The organism is uncultured Oscillibacter sp., assembly GCF_950073225.1.
GTDB lineage: Bacteria > Bacillota > Clostridia > Oscillospirales > Oscillospiraceae > Oscillibacter.
On record NZ_CATMPS010000003.1, the window covers coordinates 101,177 to 116,101 of the forward strand.

The window sequence follows — 14,925 nt, forward strand, 5'->3', positions numbered from 1 at the left end:
CGCGGGAGGGGGAATGAAATTCGCGTTATTCCGTCAGCGCCACGGTCCGTGTGTACCGCTTGCCGTCATGCTGCCGTACGCAGCCGTCAATCTCCAGCATGGTCAGGGCCGACGAGACCCGCCGGGCGGGAATGCCGGTGCTTTCGATTAAATCGTCCACTTGAACGGGGCCCTCCGGCTCCAGCACCCCAAGAAGGGCGATCTGATCGTCCGTCAGGCCCTCCCGGCTCACAGCCCGGAGCGCGGGCGCTTTTTCCGGCTCCGGAGCAGGCTTCCGCCGGGGCTCGGCCCGCCGCCGGGTGGGCAGGGGCGTCCAGGCCGGGAGCTTCCGAGCGGGACGCAGCTTTTCCGGGAAACGCTCCTGGAAATCCCGGAGGATGTCCCAGCCCTCCGCCGCCAGGCCCGCGCCGTCCCGGATCAGGCGGTTGCAGCCCACGCTGTCCGGGGCGTCGATGGGACCGGGGACGGCGTAAACCTCCCGGCCCTGCTCCAGGGCCAGCCGGGCGGTGATGAGCGCGCCGCTGCGCTCCGGGGCCTCCACCACCAGAGCGGCCACACTGAGGCCGGACATAATCCGGTTCCGGGCGGGGAAATGGTGCTTCTCCGGCTCGGAGCCCGGCGGGTACTCGGACAGCAGGACTCCGGCGGCGGCGACGTCGTCGTACAGGTCCCGGCTCTCCCAGGGGTAGTAGACGTCCAGCCCGTTGCCCGTCACGCCCACGACGGTTCCTCCCGCCCGGAGGGCCCCTCTGGCCGCGGCGGCGTCCACGCCTTTGGCAAGGCCCGTCACCACCGCCGCGCCGGAGGCCGCCAGCTCCTGGCTCAGCCGCTCCGCAGAGGCGACGCCGTAGGGCGTACACTCCCGGGTGCCCACCACGGCGATGGCCGCCTCTTCATCAATTGCGGGCATCCGGCCCTTGACGTAGAGCACCAGGGGCGGGTCGAAGATGTTCCGCAGACGCTGGGGATACTCCGCGTCCTGAATGGTCAAAATCCGCTGGCCTAAGCGCTGGCAGTCCGCCAAAATACGGTCTGCGGCGGAAAGGTCCCGGTTCAAGGCCAGTTCCGCCTGGCCCGGGGGCACATCCTCCGCCAGCAGCAGCTCCTCCCGGTCGGCGAAGAAAATATCCTCCGGCGAACCGAAGTGCCGCAGAAGCGCCAGCCGGAAGGGGCCCTTCAGCCTCGGAAGCTCTGCCAGCCACACCCAATATTTCAGCATATCCCGCCCCTCCTTTTTCCAAGGTTCTTTATACTATATTAAATAGAAGCAAATTGCAAGCGTCAAATTTTTAATATTCTCCCCGGGCCGCCTCCCACAGCAGCACCGAGGCCGCCGAGGCGGCGTTCAAGGACTCGCACCGGGGGTCCATGGGGATGCGGACGGTCTTGTCACAGGCCGCCAGCACCGCCGCCGAGAGGCCCCGGCCCTCGCTGCCCACGGCCATGGCACAGCGGCGGAGATCCACCTCCCGCACATCCGCCGTGTCCTCCCGCAGGGCCGCGCCGTAGAGGGGCAGGCCCGCCTCTTTCAAAAGAGCCGTCAGCTCCTCCAGGGTACAGCGGTAGATCTCGGTACGGAAATGGACTCCCATTCCCGCCCGGAGGGTTTTGGGATTATGGAGGTCGGCGCAGCCGGGGAGCACGATCACCCGTGCCCCGAAGGCGTCCGCCGTCCGAAGGATGGTGCCCACATTGCCGGGGTCCTGCACCCCGTCCAGCACCAGGAAGCGCAGCCGCCCCCCCGCGCCGGGCCCCAGCCGCTCCGGCGGGGCACAGCCCGGGGACCGGCAGGAAAAAACGGCCCCCTGGGGGGTTTCCATGGGGCTGACGGAGCGCATGACGCTCTCGCTGACCTCCGCCATCCGGGGAACCCGCCCTTCCAGCCCAGGGGGCAGCGCCGCTCCCTGGGTGTACAGCAGCGCCGTGATGGGCGCGCCCCACAGCGCCGCCTCCTGGAGGAGCTTGGGGCTGTCGCACAAAAATTCTCCCGTTTCCTCGCGGTAGGAACGGGAGGAGGCCAGCTTCCGCAGATGGACGCACAGGGGATTTGACTTGCTGGTGATGGTCTCCATAACGGTGCGCCTCCTCTCCTGCCGGTACCGGCATAGTGACGGAAATCCACCCCCGTCGCCGCGGCAAAATGTAGATTCTTTCTTATCATAAAGGGATCCGCCGGGCTTGTCAAGCCGTCAGGCGGGCTTTCTTCCCTTGTTTTCTGAGAAATGGCAGAATTTTCCTTCCATAAAACAAGGGCAGGCCCGCCCGGCGGACCTGCTTCTTGTTCAGGCTTCTTCGTTCAGCGGCATGTCCCCGGCGGCGGGAATTTCCCGGTATAAGCCGCGCGCACCTCGCCGCAGAGGTACAAGGAACCCAGGGCGCAGATTGCCTCCCCCGCCGCCGCCAGGGCGGCGTTCAGCCCCTCTTCTACCGAAACGCAGGGCCGGGCTTCCACCCCGCGCTTGGCCAGAAGGGCGCACAGCGCCGCCGGGTCCATGGCCCGGGGGCTGTCGGGCCGGAGGACAAAGGCCCGCTCCGCCAGGGGGGCCAGCAGATCCAGCATCTCCCCGGCGTCCTTGTCCGCCAGGACGCCCAGGAGGAAGGTCAGTCGTTTCCCGGGAAAGAGGGCCCGCAGGCTCTCCGCCGCCGCGCGCATGCCGTGGGCGTTGTGGGCGCCGTCCAGGAGGAAAACGGGGCGTTTCCCCAGGACCTCAAAGCGCCCCGGCCAGCGGACCGCCGCCAGCCCTTGGCGGACGGCCTCCTCCGGGATGCTCCATCCCTTTTTCTTCAAGGCCTCCAGGGCCGTCAGGGCCAGGGCGGCGTTCTCCGCCTGATAGGCCCCTGCCAGGGGGATGGTCAGGTTCTCCCAGGGGGCGAAGTCGAAAACCGCGCCCTCCAGGTCTAGCCGCCGGACCCGCAGCCGGGAGAGGTCCAGCTCCGTCAAGTCCGCCCCCCGCTCTTGGCAGACCTGGCGAAACACCTCGTCCGCCTCGGGACAGCCCCCCCGGCTGACCACGGTCCCGCCCGGCTTGATAATCCCCGCCTTGGCGGCGGCGATGTCCCGAAGGGTGGGGCCCAGAATGGCGGCGTGATCCATGCCCATGGCGGTGAGGACTGCCAGCTCCGGAGTCTCGATGACGTTGGAGGCGTCCAGGGCCCCGCCCAGGCCGGTCTCCAGGACCACGATATCACAGACCTGCTCTTGAAAGTGCAGGAGGGCGGCGGCGGTGATCAGCTCGAACTCCGTGGGGTGCTCCGCCATGGCCTCCGCCGCAGGGCGGACCCGGTCCATCACCGCCCCAAGGGCTTCATCGGAAATCTCCTCCCCGTTCACCCGAATGCGCTCATGAAAGCGTTCCAGATGGGGGGACGTGTTCAGCCCCACCCGATATCCCGCCGCCTCCAGCACGGAGGCGAGACAGGCGCAGACGCTGCCCTTGCCGTTGGTGCCCGCCGCGTGGATAAATCTCAGCCCCTTCTGGGGGTCCCCCAGGCGGCGCAGCAGCTCCCGGATACGGTCCAGGCCCGGGGCATGAGCCTCCCAGCCGTGGGACCAGACGTAGGCCACGGCCTCTTCTCCCGTCATGGCGCCGCCTCCTTTACAGGCTGACCGCGTTCCGCTGCCGGAGCGCCTTCACCAGGGGAATTGCCAGGGAGGACATCACCACGGCGTTGATCATGCCCACTATGAGCCGCCAGACAAAATCCCCCAGAATCAGGCCTGGAAAATAGTAGCCCATCAGCACGCTGTCCAGCCAGTTCACCAGGGTGTTCCCCAGGGTGGTGCAGACGGCCGCCACGATGCAAACAGCATAGCAAAGCATCCGCCGCTCCTCCAGCCGCTGGCCCCGGAGGGACAGCAGTGCAAGGGCCCCCAGGCCCACCACCAGGCCCCGGAGGGCCGGGGGAATCAGGTACAGCACGGTGGTGTAGGTGACGCCGTAGGTCAAAAGCTGTTTGAAGAACTCGCCCACCATGGCCACGATTACCGCGTCCACCGGGCCGAAGAGCAGGGCGGCCGCCACCACCGGCAGGGAGCCGAAGGAAATCCGCACATTCCCCACCTGCACCGCCGCGTAGAGCGACAGGGGCAGGTACATGGCCGCCAGCAGCGCGGCGTAGCACATCCGTTTCACATTCCTTTTGGGCATAACAAAAACCTCCTCTAAAATTGCGGCAGCACGCCGCACAGAGGAAGCCCGTTCCCATATGCGGCAGCGGGATGCGGGACGCGCACTGCGGAATTTCTTCCTTCGTCCAAAGAGCAACTCCCCGTCTCTCCGGCACTTTGACACGCGTGTCCCTACTCTGCCTTTGTCCTTCCGGCCTTCGCCGGGGACGCCCTTATCATATACCAGCTTCCGTCAAAATACAAGGCCCTTCGATAAATTCCATAAAAATCCAGGTCCGCCTTAACGGGCGAAAAAACGCCCCGGACCTGAATCCGGGGCGTTTTCCAGCATCTTGAAGGGTTACTTTCCAGCGGGCTCCGCGGCCTTGGCCTTTTCGGCCTGAGCCTTCTTGATGGCCTTGTACTTTTCCTTCTCCTCGGCGGTGGCCACAGGGAGAATGGCGTCTCTCGGGCAGACCTTGGTGCAGAGCTTGCAGCCCACGCACTTGTCGTAGTCGATGACCGCTACGCCGTTTTCCACATGGATGGCGTCTTTTTTGCACTCCTTCTGGCACAATCCACAGCCGATGCAGGAGGTGGAGCAGACGCTCATAGCCGCCTTGCCCTTGTCCTGGTTGGCGCAGCCTACGTGAACCTTCTTGGACACGGGGACGGAGGTAATCAGGTGCCGGGGGCAGGCGGCGGCGCAGGCCATGCAGGCGGTGCACTTGTCCGGGTCCACCACGGCGGTGCCGCCGGGGCCGATGGACATGGCGCCGAACTGGCACGCGGCCACGCAGGAGCCAAAGCCCAGGCAGCCGAAGGCGCACTCCAGAGGACCGCCCGCGACCTTCGTCGCGGAGATGCAGTCCTTGACGCCCACATAGTCAAAGCGCTTTTTCGCGTTCACGCCGCCGGTGCAGCGGACGAAAGCCACCTGCCGCTCCCCGGTGGGAGCCTCCATGCCCATGATCTTGGCGATGGCGGCGGCGTTTTCCGCCCCGGCGGGGGCGCAGGCGGTGACGGGAGCTTCTCCCGCCAGAATGGCGGCGGCGCAGCCGCCGCAGCCGGGATAGCCGCAGCCGCCGCAGTTGGCCCCGGCCAGCAGGCCCAGGATGGCCTCCTCACGGGGGTCCTTCTTTACCTCGAAAATCTTGGAGGCCACGGCCAGGACCAGGCCGAAGATCGCGCCCAGAACGCCCAGGACGGCCACCGCGAATAAAATATTCATCATAATTCAGCCGCCCTCCTTACCAAATTACCAAGCCGGAGAAGCCCATGAACGCCAGGGCCATGAGACCGGCGGTGACCAGCGCGATGGGGAAGCCCTCGAAGCTCTTGGGATACTCGGCGAAAACCAGCCGCTCCCGGATGCTGGCAAACAGCACGATGGCAACCAGGAAGCCGATGCCGCCGGTGATGCCGTAGACCACGGACTCAATGAAGTTGTAACCCTCCTGAATGTTCAGCAGCGCAACGCCCAGCACCGCGCAGTTGGTGGTGATCAGGGGCAGGTACACGCCCAGGGCCGTATACAGGGAGGGCATGGACTTCTGGAGGAACATCTCAATGAACTGCACCAAAGACGCGATGACCAGAATGAAGGCCACGGTCTGCATGTACTCCAGATCCAGAGGCACCAGGATGAATTTGTTCACCGCCCAGGTGATGGCGGAGGCCAGGCCCATAACGAAGGTCACGGCGAAGCCCATGCCCACGGCGGTATCCACCTTCTTGGAAACGCCCAGGAAGGGGCAGATGCCCAGGAACTGGGAGAAGATGAAGTTGTTCGCCAGGATGGCGGCCAGCGTAATCGCCAGCAGTCTTGAAATTTGATCCATTTACTTGCCCTCCTTACTCTTGGACAGCGCCCACTGCATGGCGGCGATGAGGAAGCCCAGCACCAGGAAGCCGCCCACGGGCAGAGTCAGAATGCCGATGGGGAACTGCTCCGGAATGATGCGGAAGCCCGCCAGAGTTCCCGCGCCCAGCAGCTCCCGGATGAAGCACATCGCCAGCAGGACGAGGGTGTAGCCCAGGCCCTGGAAGATGCCGTCGAAGAAGGAAGCGCCCACGCCGTTCTTATAGGAGAAGGCCTCCGCCCGGCCCAGGATGATGCAGTTTACCACGATCAGCGGAATGAACACGCCCAGAGACTCGGCAATCGCCGGGACAAAGGCCTGAAGCAGCAGGTCCACGCAGGTGACGAAGCCCGCGATGACCACGATGAACATGGCGATACGGATCTTGTCGGGGACGATCTTCCGGATGGCGGAGATAACCACGTTGGCCGCCGTCAAAATGATAAGCACGGACACGCCCATGCCTAAGCCGTTCATGATGGAGGTGGTGATGGCCATGGTGGAGCACAGGCCCAGCATCTGCACCAGAACGGGGTTTTGGGTCAGCAGGCCCTCTTTCAGCTGTTTACCAAGATTCATGTTTCAGCTCCCCCTTTCTCAGCCCATCACGCCGGCCACAGCCAGCGCGGCGTTGACGCCGTTGGTCACGCCCCGGGTGGAAACCGTGGCGCCGGAGATGGCGTCCACATTCGTTCCCACTGCCAGAAGCCCGTCGGCGGCGCTCTTGCCCTCGAACTGGCTCAGGACGCCCACGCCGGAGGCGGTGGGCATGTTGGTCATGACCTTGGAGCCGATGCCTGCGGTTTCCGCGTTTTTGACGATGGACACGCCGGTGACGGTTCCTTCTCCGTCCACGCCCACCATCATTTCAATCTTGCCCTGAGAGCCGCTGGCCACCACCTTGATGGCGTAGCCCGCCGTCGCGCCGCCCACCTGGGCCTCATACACGGAGTCCAGCGTGACGCTGCCGGAGGCGGCGGTCATCTCGTCGGTGAGGGTCAGCTTGTCGGAGAAGGTGGTGTTGTCCGGGTCCGCCACCACGGCCTTCATGGCCTCCACGGTCTTAGCCCAGTTGATGGCGTCGATTTTTTCCTCGGTGACGGCGTTGACGCCGCCCAATGCCGCCGCCACAACCACACAGGTGACCAGCAGCGTGACGGTCAGTTTAATAATGTACGCGGGGTCCATCTGGACCTTTTCCTTGCTCTTGGTGCTCATTTCGCGGCCCCCTCCTTCTTGTCGGATTTCACAACGCCGAAGCGCACGGGCTTGGTGTACTTGTCGATGAAGGGCACGAACAGGTTCATGACCATGATGGAGTAGCACACGCCCTCGTTATAGGACCCGAAGTAGCGGATCAGCACGGTGAACAATCCGCAGCCCACGCCGAAAATCAGCTGGCCCTTCTTGGTGACGGGGGAGGTGGCGTAGTCGGTGGCCATGAAGAACGCGCCCAGCATGAGGCCGCCGCCGAAGATGCTGTAGAGCATCCAGTCCAGGCTGCTGCCGGCCTTGGGGAACAGGAAGGTGAGGACGGCCACGGTGCCGATGTAGGCCGCGGGGGTCTGCCAGTTGATGACCTTCCGCCAGATGAGGTACGCGCCGCCGATGATCAGCATCAGCGCGGAAACCTCGCCCAGGGAGCCGCCGATCTGGCCCATGAACATCTGGCTGACGCTGTATGTACCCGTGAGGTTTCCAAAGCTCTCGGCCAGGGCCACGGGGTCCGTGCCCTTCATGTAGGCCAGGGGGGTGGCGGCGGTGACGATGTCCACGTTGGACCCGAACAGGGCCGCTTGATTCATGGCGGGGTCCACCCAGGTGGTCATGGACCCGGCGTAGCTGGCCAGCAGCACGGCCCGGCCCGCCAGGGCGGGGTTCACGAAGTTTTTGCCGATGCCGCCGAAGAGCTGCTTGACAATGATGATGGCGAAGGCGTCGCCAATGAGAATCATCCAATAGGGAATCTGCACGGGGCTGACGAAGGCCAGCAGCATGCCGGTGACCACGGCGGACAGGTCCCGAACGGACTGGGGCTTCTTCATCACCTTGCGGTACAGCCACTCGAAGAAGATGCACCCCGCCACGGACACGGCGGTCATGGTCAAGGCCCGGAGGCCGAAGTTGAAGCAGGCGAACGCCAGGGCGGGCACCATGGCGATGATGACGTCCTTCATGATGCCCTGGGTGGTCTCGCTTCCGCGGATATGGGGCGAGGAGGTGGCGATCAGCTTGAGATTCTTATAGTCCGTCATTTGTTGACAACCTCCTTTTTCGCCTCTTCGGCGGCTTTTTTGGCCTCGGCGGCGGCCTTGGCCTTGGCCGCGGCGTCCTTCACCAACTGCTTGCCGGTTTTGAACATATGGGTCAGGTGCAGCCGGGCGGGGCAGGTGTAGGCGCAGGCGCCGCACTCCATGCAGTCCATGATGTGGGCGTCGTTCAGTTCGTCCACCAGGCCCTTGGAGGCATACTGGTACAGGAACAGGGGCTCTAAGTGCATGGGGCACACGCCCACGCACTTGCCGCAGCGGATGCACTGGGGATGCTCCACGGTCTGCTCTTCCTTCTCGCAGAAGGCCAGCATGCAGCCCGTGCCCTTGGCCACGGGGATGTCGGCGGTGTACTGGGCCATGCCCATCATGGGGCCGCCGGCGATGAGCTTATAGGTGCCGTCCTTCAGTCCGCCGCAGAAGTCAAACAGAAGGGACACGGGGGTGCCGATGGGGCACTCCACGTTCTTGGGCTCCACCACGCCGGAGCCGGAGACGGTGACCACCTTTTTCACGACGGGCATGCCCGTGGTAATCGCCTTAAAGATGGCGCAGGTGGTATTGATATTGAATACCGCGCATCCGATGTTGCTGGGCAGCCCTCCCGGGGGCACCTGCTTGCCGGTGATGGCCTGGCAGAGCTGCTTCTCACCGCCCTGGGGGTAACGGCAGCGGAGGCCCTCCACCACCACGGGGGCGTGCTTTTCGGCAATGGTTTTGTTCAGCCGGTCGATGCCGTTTTGTTTGTTGACCTCCACGCCGATGACCACTTTTTCCACGCCAAACATCTTGGCGAGGTAGGTCGCGCCGCCGATGATCTCCTCGGAGCGCTCCAGCATGGCCCGGTGGTCGCCGGTGATGTAGGGCTCGCACTCCGCGCCGTTGATGATGACGGTATCTACTTTCCCGATGCCGCCGGAGATTTTCACATGGGTGGGGAAGGTTGCGCCGCCCATGCCGACGATGCCGGCGTTTTTCACGATTTCCACCATCTCGTCCACGCTCAGGGCGTCCGGGTTCGCGGGGGCCTGGACCTCCTCGCTGACCTCGTCCTGTCCGTCGTTGTCAATGACCACGGACATGACGTTTCCGCCCATGGAATAGGGACGGGGCTCCACCGCCTTGACGGTGCCGGAGACGCTGGCGTGGATGGGGGCGCCAAGACCGCGGAACTCGCCGATCTTCTGGCCCACCTTCACATGGTCGCCGGCCTTGACAAGGGGGGTGCATGGCGCGCCGAAGTGCTGGGACATGGGGATGACCACTTGAGCAGGGGCAGGCAGCTGCTCGATGGCCTTTTCATTGGTCGCGGCTTTCATGTCGTGGGGATGAACGCCGCCAAAGAACGCTTGTGCCATTATTTCACCTCATTTTTTACTGCTGGCAGCGGCCCGGGCGGGGGGCGGTCCTGCCGTCCACCGTCTGGACGGGCTGACGTGCCTGGACATACCATCGCATACTTCCTTGCATTGTACACCCTTCTTCTAAAAATGTCCAGTCTGTGAACGGCAAATTTTCTGGATTTTTTGCCTTTTCTTGCGAAACCTTTACGGCCCCAAAGGCTCCCGGACCCTGGAAAAAGAAACGCGCCGCCCCTCCGTTTTCCAGAGGGACGGTACGTAATCGTTTACCTGGAAATTTCCGCCCTTCAGGGGGCCAGGACCAGCTCCGCCAGCCGCTCCGCCGGGTCCAGAACGGGGAGGCTTGTCCGCTTTCCCAGGGCCTGCTTCACATAGGGGAAGTGAGTGCAGCCCAGCACCACCGCCTCCGCCCCGTTGTCCTCGAAGAAGCGGAGAAGAAGCCCCAGGCCGCAGTCCTCCGCCAGCTTCTCCGGCGGCGTCCCGGCTTCTACGCCCAGCACCAGCGGCAGCACCCCCGCCCCAAAGACCAAAGTCTCGGGGGAGGCGTTCACCATGGCCCGCTCCACTCCGGCGGCCCCCTGGCAGTTGGCGGCCAGCACGCCGATGCGGCGGTATTGGAGGGCGATCTCACCGTAGACGTCCATGGGCGTCCAGATGCGAAGGCCCCTCCCTTCCGCCAGGCCGTGCGCGTCGATGGTGGCGCTGAGGGAATTGCAGTAGAGCAGCACCCGGTCCATCCCCCGGATTTTGATGTTTTCTAAAACAGCCCCCACCGCCGCCTCCCGGGCGGACTGGGAGCCCACCTGAAAGGCGGTCTGTTCCTCCGGGGTCCAGGAGATGGGGAAGCCCAGAGCCTCCGCCCCCCGGCTTTTCAGCAGCTCCACGCCCATCTGGGTGTCTACCGGAGTCCCGGCGATGACGGCAATTTTCATATGCGTTTTCTCCTTTGTGTGCGTTTGATTCCATTAAAATGACGCTCCCGAAAAGAGCCGAAGGCCCCGCCTACAAATCAAAGGGGATTTCCCCCTCCATAAACAGAACGACCTTTCCCCCCAGGAAGACCCGGCCTCCTTCCAGCCGGACGGCCACCACGCCGCCCCGCCGGGAAATCTGCCGGGCCGTCATGCGGGTTTTTCCCAGCTTCTTTGCCCAAACAGGGGCCAGGAAGGTGTGAGCCCGCCCTGTTACGGGGTCCTCCATGACATGGGCCCTGGGATAAGAACAGGGGTAGAAGTACCGGGACACAAAATCGTACTCCGCGGAAGGGGCGGTCAGGATCAGCCCCAGCCCGTCCCGCAGGCCGTCCAGCTTTAAAATCAACCCGTCGTTGGGGACAAACCGGGCCAGCTCTTCCTCGCTTCCCACGGTGAGCACCAGGTCCCCGCCGTCGAAATACGCCTCCCGGGCCAGGCCGTCCGTGGCGGCCAGCATCGCCTCCGTCACCGGGACGGGCTTCGTCTTTCCAACGGGAAAATCCAGGGTAATCCACTCCCCCTCCCGCGTGGCCCGCAGTTCCCCGCTCAGGGTCTGAAAGCGCATCTCCGAAACGCCGGCCTCCACAAACTCACTGACGACGTAGGCCGACGCCAGAGTGGCGTGGCCGCAGAGGTCAATCTCCCCGCCGGGGGTAAACCACCGCAGGTCATAGGCCCCGGAACCCGTTTTCACCACGAAGGCGGTTTCCGAATAGTTGTTCTCTATGGCGATGCTCTGCATAAGCGCCGCGTCCGGCATCTGTTTGCAGGAAAGCACCGCCGCCGGGTTTCCCGTAAACAGCTCCTCCGCGAAGGCGTCCGCAATGTACTGCCTCATAGCCTCTTCCCCCTGTAACACGGCGATATTTGTCTTATTTTACCACACTTCCCGCCGCCGGTTCAACCCCCCTTTTGTCCTACCCGCCCCCTCTCGTCCATATAGTGTAGGACGGGGGTGTTGTTTTGAAAAAGGGAAGCACCATGTTCTACGGCGCTCTGCTGCTTACCGGGGCCAACCTGGCCCTGCGTCTTGCGGGCATGAGCTTTCAGGTCTGCCTCTCCGGCCGCCTGGGGGCCGCCGGGGTGGGCCTTTTGCAGCTGATCCTCTCCGTGCGGATGCTGGCTTTCACCCTGGGCTCCTCCGGGGCCCGGACCTGCGCCCTCTACCTCTCCGCCGAGGCCCTGGGACGGCGGCGGAGCGTCCGGCCCGCCCTGTCCGGCAGTATTCGGTACTGCCTCCTCTTCGCCCTGCCCGCGGGGGCGGGGCTTTGGGTCCTCACGCCTCGAATCGCCGGGGGGTGGATTGGGGACGCCGCGGCGGAATCCGCCCTCCGGGCCTTCGCCCTGTTCCTGCCTGTCAGCTGCCTGAACGGGGTGATGACGGGCCTCTTCACCGCCGCCGGGCGGCTGCGGACGCTGGTGGCGGTGGAGTTTTTGGAGCAGGGCTGCGCCATGGCGGCGACCTTTGCCCTCCTGGCCCGATGGGCGGGGGAAGACCCCTCCCGGGCCTGCCTCTCCGTGGCGCTGGGGTCCTCCGCCGCCTCGGCGCTGTCCCTGGGGGCCCTGTGGCTCCTCCGGCAGGAGGGTTCCCCCCTGGGCCGGGAGGACCGCCCCCCCTGGCGGCGGGTCTTCGGCCTGTCCCTGCCCGTGGGCCTGGCGGACGACCTCCGGGCGGGGCTCAATACCGTTGAAAACCTCATCATCCCCCGCCGCCTGGCCCTCTGCGCCGGGACGGTGAACGCCATGGCGGACTACGGCGTCCTCCACGGTATGGTCTTCCCCGTGCTGATGTTCCCCGCCGCCATCCTGGCCTCCCTGGCGGACCTGCTGGTGGCGGAATTCTCCCGCTGCGCCCGCCGCCCGGGGCGGGTCCGGGTCCGGTATCTGGCCCGGCAGGGGCTCCGAGTCTCCTGGCTCTTCGGCCTGACCGCCGGGGGAATCCTCTTTCTCGCGGCCCGTCCCTTGGGGGATCTGCTTTACCACAGCCAGACCGCCGGGGCCTGCCTCCGGCTGTACGCTCCCCTGGTCCCCATCCTCTATCTGGACATTGTGGTGGATGCCATGTGCAAGGGCCTGGGCCAGCAGAGCGCCAACGCCCGGTACAACCTGCTGACGAACCTCATGGACGTGGCCCTGCTCTGGCTGCTGCTGCCCCGGTTCGGCATGGGGGGCTATTATTTCAGCTTCGCCGCCTCCCATTTGGTAAACTTCGGCCTGAGCCTCCGGCGGCTGGGGCGCTCCGTGGAGCTGGGCCCCCTGGGGCCCCTGGTCCGGGGGCCGGGGCGGAGGGACCTAAAGTGGCTTTGGGGCCTTCTGGGGGGCGGGCGGAAGGCGGGAGATTGAATTTTGCCGGACTTTCTGTTATAATAGAGAAAACCAACGGAAAGGAGCTTCCGCCATGACCTTCCGCAAGCCCTGGGCCTCGCCTCTCTTCCCCGTCTCCCGGCGGGACTTCCTCATCACCGCCGTCATCCTCCTCTGCGCGGTTGGGCTGTGCTTCATTCTCTGGCTGGCGGGCAGCATCGACGGCTTCGCCGCCCCGGTTTTCGTGCTGGCGGTGCTGCTGATCTCCCGGCTTACCAGGGGCTACCTCTACGGGTCCATTTCCGTGATCCTGGGGGTTATCTTCGTCAACTTCATCTTCACCTACCCCTACTGGGCCTTTGACTTTCACAACCCCGGCTATCCCCTCACCTTCTTCACCCTGCTGATGATCTCCCTTATCACCAGCACCCTCACCGCCCAGGCCAAGCGGCAGGCCCAGCTCCTGGCGGAGAACGAGCGGGAGAAGATGCGGGCCAACCTCCTCCGCTCCGTCTCCCACGACATCCGCACCCCCCTGACCTCCATTGTGGGGTCCACCTCCGCCGTGCTGGAAAACCCCGGCCTCTCGGAGCGGGAGCAGCGGGAGCTGCTGGAGAACGCCCGGGAGGAGGCCCAGTGGCTGATCCGGGTAGTGGAAAACCTCCTCTCCATCACCCGCATGGGGGACGCCCAGGCCCGCATCGCCAAGGAGCCGGAGCCCGCCGAGGAGGTGCTGGGGACCGCGGCCCAGAAGTTCCGCCGCCGCTTCCCCCAGGTCAGCGTCACCGTCTCCGCGCCGGAGGAGCTGCTGATGGTCCCCATGGACCCCATCCTCATCGAGCAGGTGCTGGCCAACCTCCTGGAAAACGCCGCCGTCCACGGCAGGGCCGCCAACATCGCCCTGCTGCTGGAGGCGGAGGAGGACTTCGCGAAAATCACCGTCCGGGACGACGGCAGGGGCATCTCGCGGGATGAGCTGGACCACCTGTTTGACGGCCGTCTCAAGTCCCGCCGCCCGGCGGACGGGGACGGGAAGCGCAACATGGGCTTAGGCCTCTCCGTCTGCCGGGCCATCGTCCTGGCCCACGGGGGGAGCATCACGGCCCGGAATCTTCTCCGGGGGGCGGAGCTTTCCTTCCGCCTGCCCACCGCCGTTCAGGCCCTGCAGGAGGTATCCACATGAATATACGGGAAAAGATATTGGTCGTCGAGGACGAGAAGGGCATCGCCCAGTTCATCGCCGCCGTGCTGGACGGCCAGGGCTATGAGACCATCCAGGCCCGCACCGGGGCGGAGGGGCTTTCCATGATCTCCTCCCACTGCCCGGATCTGGTAATTTTGGATTTGGGCCTGCCCGACATGGACGGGCTGGACATCCTCCGGCAGCTGCGGAGCTGGTCCAGCCTGCCGGTGGTGGTGGTCTCCGCCCGCTCCCACGAGCGGGACAAGGTGACGGCCCTGGACCAGGGGGCCGACGACTATCTGACCAAGCCCTTCGGCACCGCCGAGCTGCTGGCCCGGGTCCGCACGGCCATCCGCCACACCCGCACCGCCAGCGGCAACGACGAAATCGCCCAGAAGGGCACCTATTCCGTGGGGGAGCTGGTCATCGACTACAACAAGCACCAGGTGCTGGTCCGGGGGGAAAACGTGAAGCTGACCCTCAGCGAGTTTCGCATCGTGGCATTGCTTGGCAAGCACGCCGGGAAGGTGCTGACCTACGATGCCATCATCAAGGAGCTCTGGGGCCCCCGGGCGGGAAGCGGCAACCAGATCCTCCGGGTCAACATGGCCAACATCCGCCGCAAGATTGAGCGCAACCCCGCCGAGCCGGAGTACCTCTTCACCGAGGTGGGCGTGGGCTACCGCCTGGCGGAGGGCGAGTAACGGCCCGGCGATTTGTAAAATTTTCCTAAAAAAATTAACAAATTTTTCCATTAACCCGCAAACCCTTGCCGCGCCTGGCGTTGGGGGATTACGGCCTCCGCCGGTTCGGAATTTTTTTCAAGAATGTAGCAAAAAGCACTTGCGCCCCCTATATCTTGT

The 14,925-nt window shown here is 64.8% G+C and carries 15 protein-coding genes and 1 riboswitch; of the genes, 3 read left to right on the plus strand and 12 right to left on the minus strand.

Going from position 1 to position 14,925, the window contains the following annotated elements; translation table 11 throughout:
* Positions 1-25: 25 nt before the first annotated feature.
* From dprA to Q1M04_RS03400, 12 genes are all read right to left on the minus strand, one after another.
* Complete coding sequence (gene dprA, locus Q1M04_RS03345; RefSeq protein WP_297997165.1) at positions 26-1,219, minus strand: DNA-processing protein DprA; 1,194 nt, start codon at positions 1,217-1,219, stop codon at positions 26-28.
* A 70-nt stretch (positions 1,220-1,289) separates the two neighbouring features.
* Positions 1,290-2,072, minus strand: a complete 783-nt coding sequence (locus Q1M04_RS03350; protein WP_297997167.1) for an RNA methyltransferase — start codon at positions 2,070-2,072, stop codon at positions 1,290-1,292.
* A gap of 224 nt (positions 2,073-2,296) precedes the next feature.
* Complete coding sequence (locus Q1M04_RS03355) at positions 2,297-3,583, minus strand: folylpolyglutamate synthase/dihydrofolate synthase family protein (protein ID WP_297997169.1); 1,287 nt, start codon at positions 3,581-3,583, stop codon at positions 2,297-2,299.
* A gap of 13 nt (positions 3,584-3,596) precedes the next feature.
* Positions 3,597-4,148: a folate family ECF transporter S component gene (locus Q1M04_RS03360; protein WP_204790262.1), complete on the minus strand. Its 552-nt coding sequence runs from the start codon at positions 4,146-4,148 to the stop codon at positions 3,597-3,599.
* Positions 4,149-4,210: 62 nt separating this feature from the next.
* Positions 4,211-4,310: riboswitch (THF riboswitch) on the minus strand.
* Positions 4,311-4,469: 159 nt separating this feature from the next.
* Positions 4,470-5,342: an RnfABCDGE type electron transport complex subunit B gene (locus tag Q1M04_RS03365; protein WP_297997171.1), complete on the minus strand. Its 873-nt coding sequence runs from the start codon at positions 5,340-5,342 to the stop codon at positions 4,470-4,472.
* A 16-nt stretch (positions 5,343-5,358) separates the two neighbouring features.
* Positions 5,359-5,949: an electron transport complex subunit RsxA gene (rsxA, locus tag Q1M04_RS03370; protein ID WP_295754699.1), complete on the minus strand. Its 591-nt coding sequence runs from the start codon at positions 5,947-5,949 to the stop codon at positions 5,359-5,361.
* Entirely contained in the window at positions 5,950-6,549 is a 600-nt protein-coding gene (rsxE, locus tag Q1M04_RS03375; protein ID WP_295754697.1) for an electron transport complex subunit RsxE, read from the minus strand.
* 18 nt (positions 6,550-6,567) lie between these two features.
* The gene (locus Q1M04_RS03380) at positions 6,568-7,188 is read right to left on the minus strand and encodes an FMN-binding protein (RefSeq protein WP_295754695.1); all 621 of its coding nucleotides are present in this window, start codon (positions 7,186-7,188) and stop codon (positions 6,568-6,570) included.
* Positions 7,185-8,225: an RnfABCDGE type electron transport complex subunit D gene (locus tag Q1M04_RS03385; protein ID WP_295754693.1), complete on the minus strand. Its 1,041-nt coding sequence runs from the start codon at positions 8,223-8,225 to the stop codon at positions 7,185-7,187. The genes Q1M04_RS03380 and Q1M04_RS03385 overlap by 4 nt, the downstream gene beginning before the upstream one ends.
* Positions 8,222-9,598 carry an electron transport complex subunit RsxC gene (gene rsxC / locus Q1M04_RS03390; protein ID WP_295754692.1) on the minus strand — a complete coding sequence of 459 codons (1,377 nt, stop codon included), beginning with the start codon at positions 9,596-9,598 and terminating at the stop codon, positions 8,222-8,224. The genes Q1M04_RS03385 and rsxC overlap by 4 nt, the downstream gene beginning before the upstream one ends.
* Positions 9,599-9,888: 290 nt before the next feature.
* Positions 9,889-10,533: an aspartate/glutamate racemase family protein gene (locus Q1M04_RS03395; protein ID WP_297997174.1), complete on the minus strand. Its 645-nt coding sequence runs from the start codon at positions 10,531-10,533 to the stop codon at positions 9,889-9,891.
* A 70-nt stretch (positions 10,534-10,603) separates the two neighbouring features.
* Entirely contained in the window at positions 10,604-11,413 is an 810-nt protein-coding gene (locus tag Q1M04_RS03400) for a PhzF family phenazine biosynthesis protein (protein ID WP_297997176.1), read from the minus strand.
* A gap of 125 nt (positions 11,414-11,538) precedes the next feature.
* Between Q1M04_RS03400 and Q1M04_RS03405 the strand changes: the two genes are divergently transcribed.
* From Q1M04_RS03405 to Q1M04_RS03415, 3 genes are read left to right on the plus strand one after another with little or no spacing between them, the layout of a single operon-like run.
* A complete protein-coding gene (locus Q1M04_RS03405) occupies positions 11,539-12,918 on the plus strand; it encodes a polysaccharide biosynthesis C-terminal domain-containing protein (RefSeq protein WP_297997178.1) in 1,380 nt (459 codons plus the stop codon).
* Between the two features lie 55 nt (positions 12,919-12,973).
* Complete coding sequence (locus tag Q1M04_RS03410; protein ID WP_295754685.1) at positions 12,974-14,062, plus strand: DUF4118 domain-containing protein; 1,089 nt, start codon at positions 12,974-12,976, stop codon at positions 14,060-14,062.
* Positions 14,059-14,766, plus strand: a complete 708-nt coding sequence (locus Q1M04_RS03415; RefSeq protein WP_297997181.1) for a response regulator — start codon at positions 14,059-14,061, stop codon at positions 14,764-14,766. Before Q1M04_RS03410 ends, Q1M04_RS03415 begins: the two co-directional genes overlap by 4 nt.
* The last annotated feature ends 159 nt before the right edge of the window (positions 14,767-14,925 follow it).

Bases quoted from the DNA above. Each gene is read 5' to 3' on its own strand.
- Q1M04_RS03365 (WP_297997171.1), bottom strand. From the start codon at position 5,342: ATGATGAATATTTTATTCGCGGTGGCCGTCCTGGGCGTTCTGGGCGCG.
- Q1M04_RS03350 (WP_297997167.1), bottom strand. From the start codon at position 2,072: ATGGAGACCATCACCAGCAAGTCAAATCCCCTGTGCGTCCATCTGCGG.
- Q1M04_RS03385 (WP_295754693.1), bottom strand. From the start codon at position 8,225: ATGACGGACTATAAGAATCTCAAGCTGATCGCCACCTCCTCGCCCCAT.
- Q1M04_RS03400 (WP_297997176.1), bottom strand. From the start codon at position 11,413: ATGAGGCAGTACATTGCGGACGCCTTCGCGGAGGAGCTGTTTACGGGA.
- dprA (WP_297997165.1), bottom strand. From the start codon at position 1,219: ATGCTGAAATATTGGGTGTGGCTGGCAGAGCTTCCGAGGCTGAAGGGC.
- Q1M04_RS03355 (WP_297997169.1), bottom strand. From the start codon at position 3,583: ATGACGGGAGAAGAGGCCGTGGCCTACGTCTGGTCCCACGGCTGGGAG.
- Q1M04_RS03380 (WP_295754695.1), bottom strand. From the start codon at position 7,188: ATGAGCACCAAGAGCAAGGAAAAGGTCCAGATGGACCCCGCGTACATT.
- Q1M04_RS03360 (WP_204790262.1), bottom strand. From the start codon at position 4,148: ATGCCCAAAAGGAATGTGAAACGGATGTGCTACGCCGCGCTGCTGGCG.
- Q1M04_RS03415 (WP_297997181.1), top strand. From the start codon at position 14,059: ATGAATATACGGGAAAAGATATTGGTCGTCGAGGACGAGAAGGGCATC.
- rsxC (WP_295754692.1), bottom strand. From the start codon at position 9,598: ATGGCACAAGCGTTCTTTGGCGGCGTTCATCCCCACGACATGAAAGCC.
- rsxA (WP_295754699.1), bottom strand. From the start codon at position 5,949: ATGGATCAAATTTCAAGACTGCTGGCGATTACGCTGGCCGCCATCCTG.
- Q1M04_RS03395 (WP_297997174.1), bottom strand. From the start codon at position 10,533: ATGAAAATTGCCGTCATCGCCGGGACTCCGGTAGACACCCAGATGGGC.
- rsxE (WP_295754697.1), bottom strand. From the start codon at position 6,549: ATGAATCTTGGTAAACAGCTGAAAGAGGGCCTGCTGACCCAAAACCCC.
- Q1M04_RS03410 (WP_295754685.1), top strand. From the start codon at position 12,974: ATGACCTTCCGCAAGCCCTGGGCCTCGCCTCTCTTCCCCGTCTCCCGG.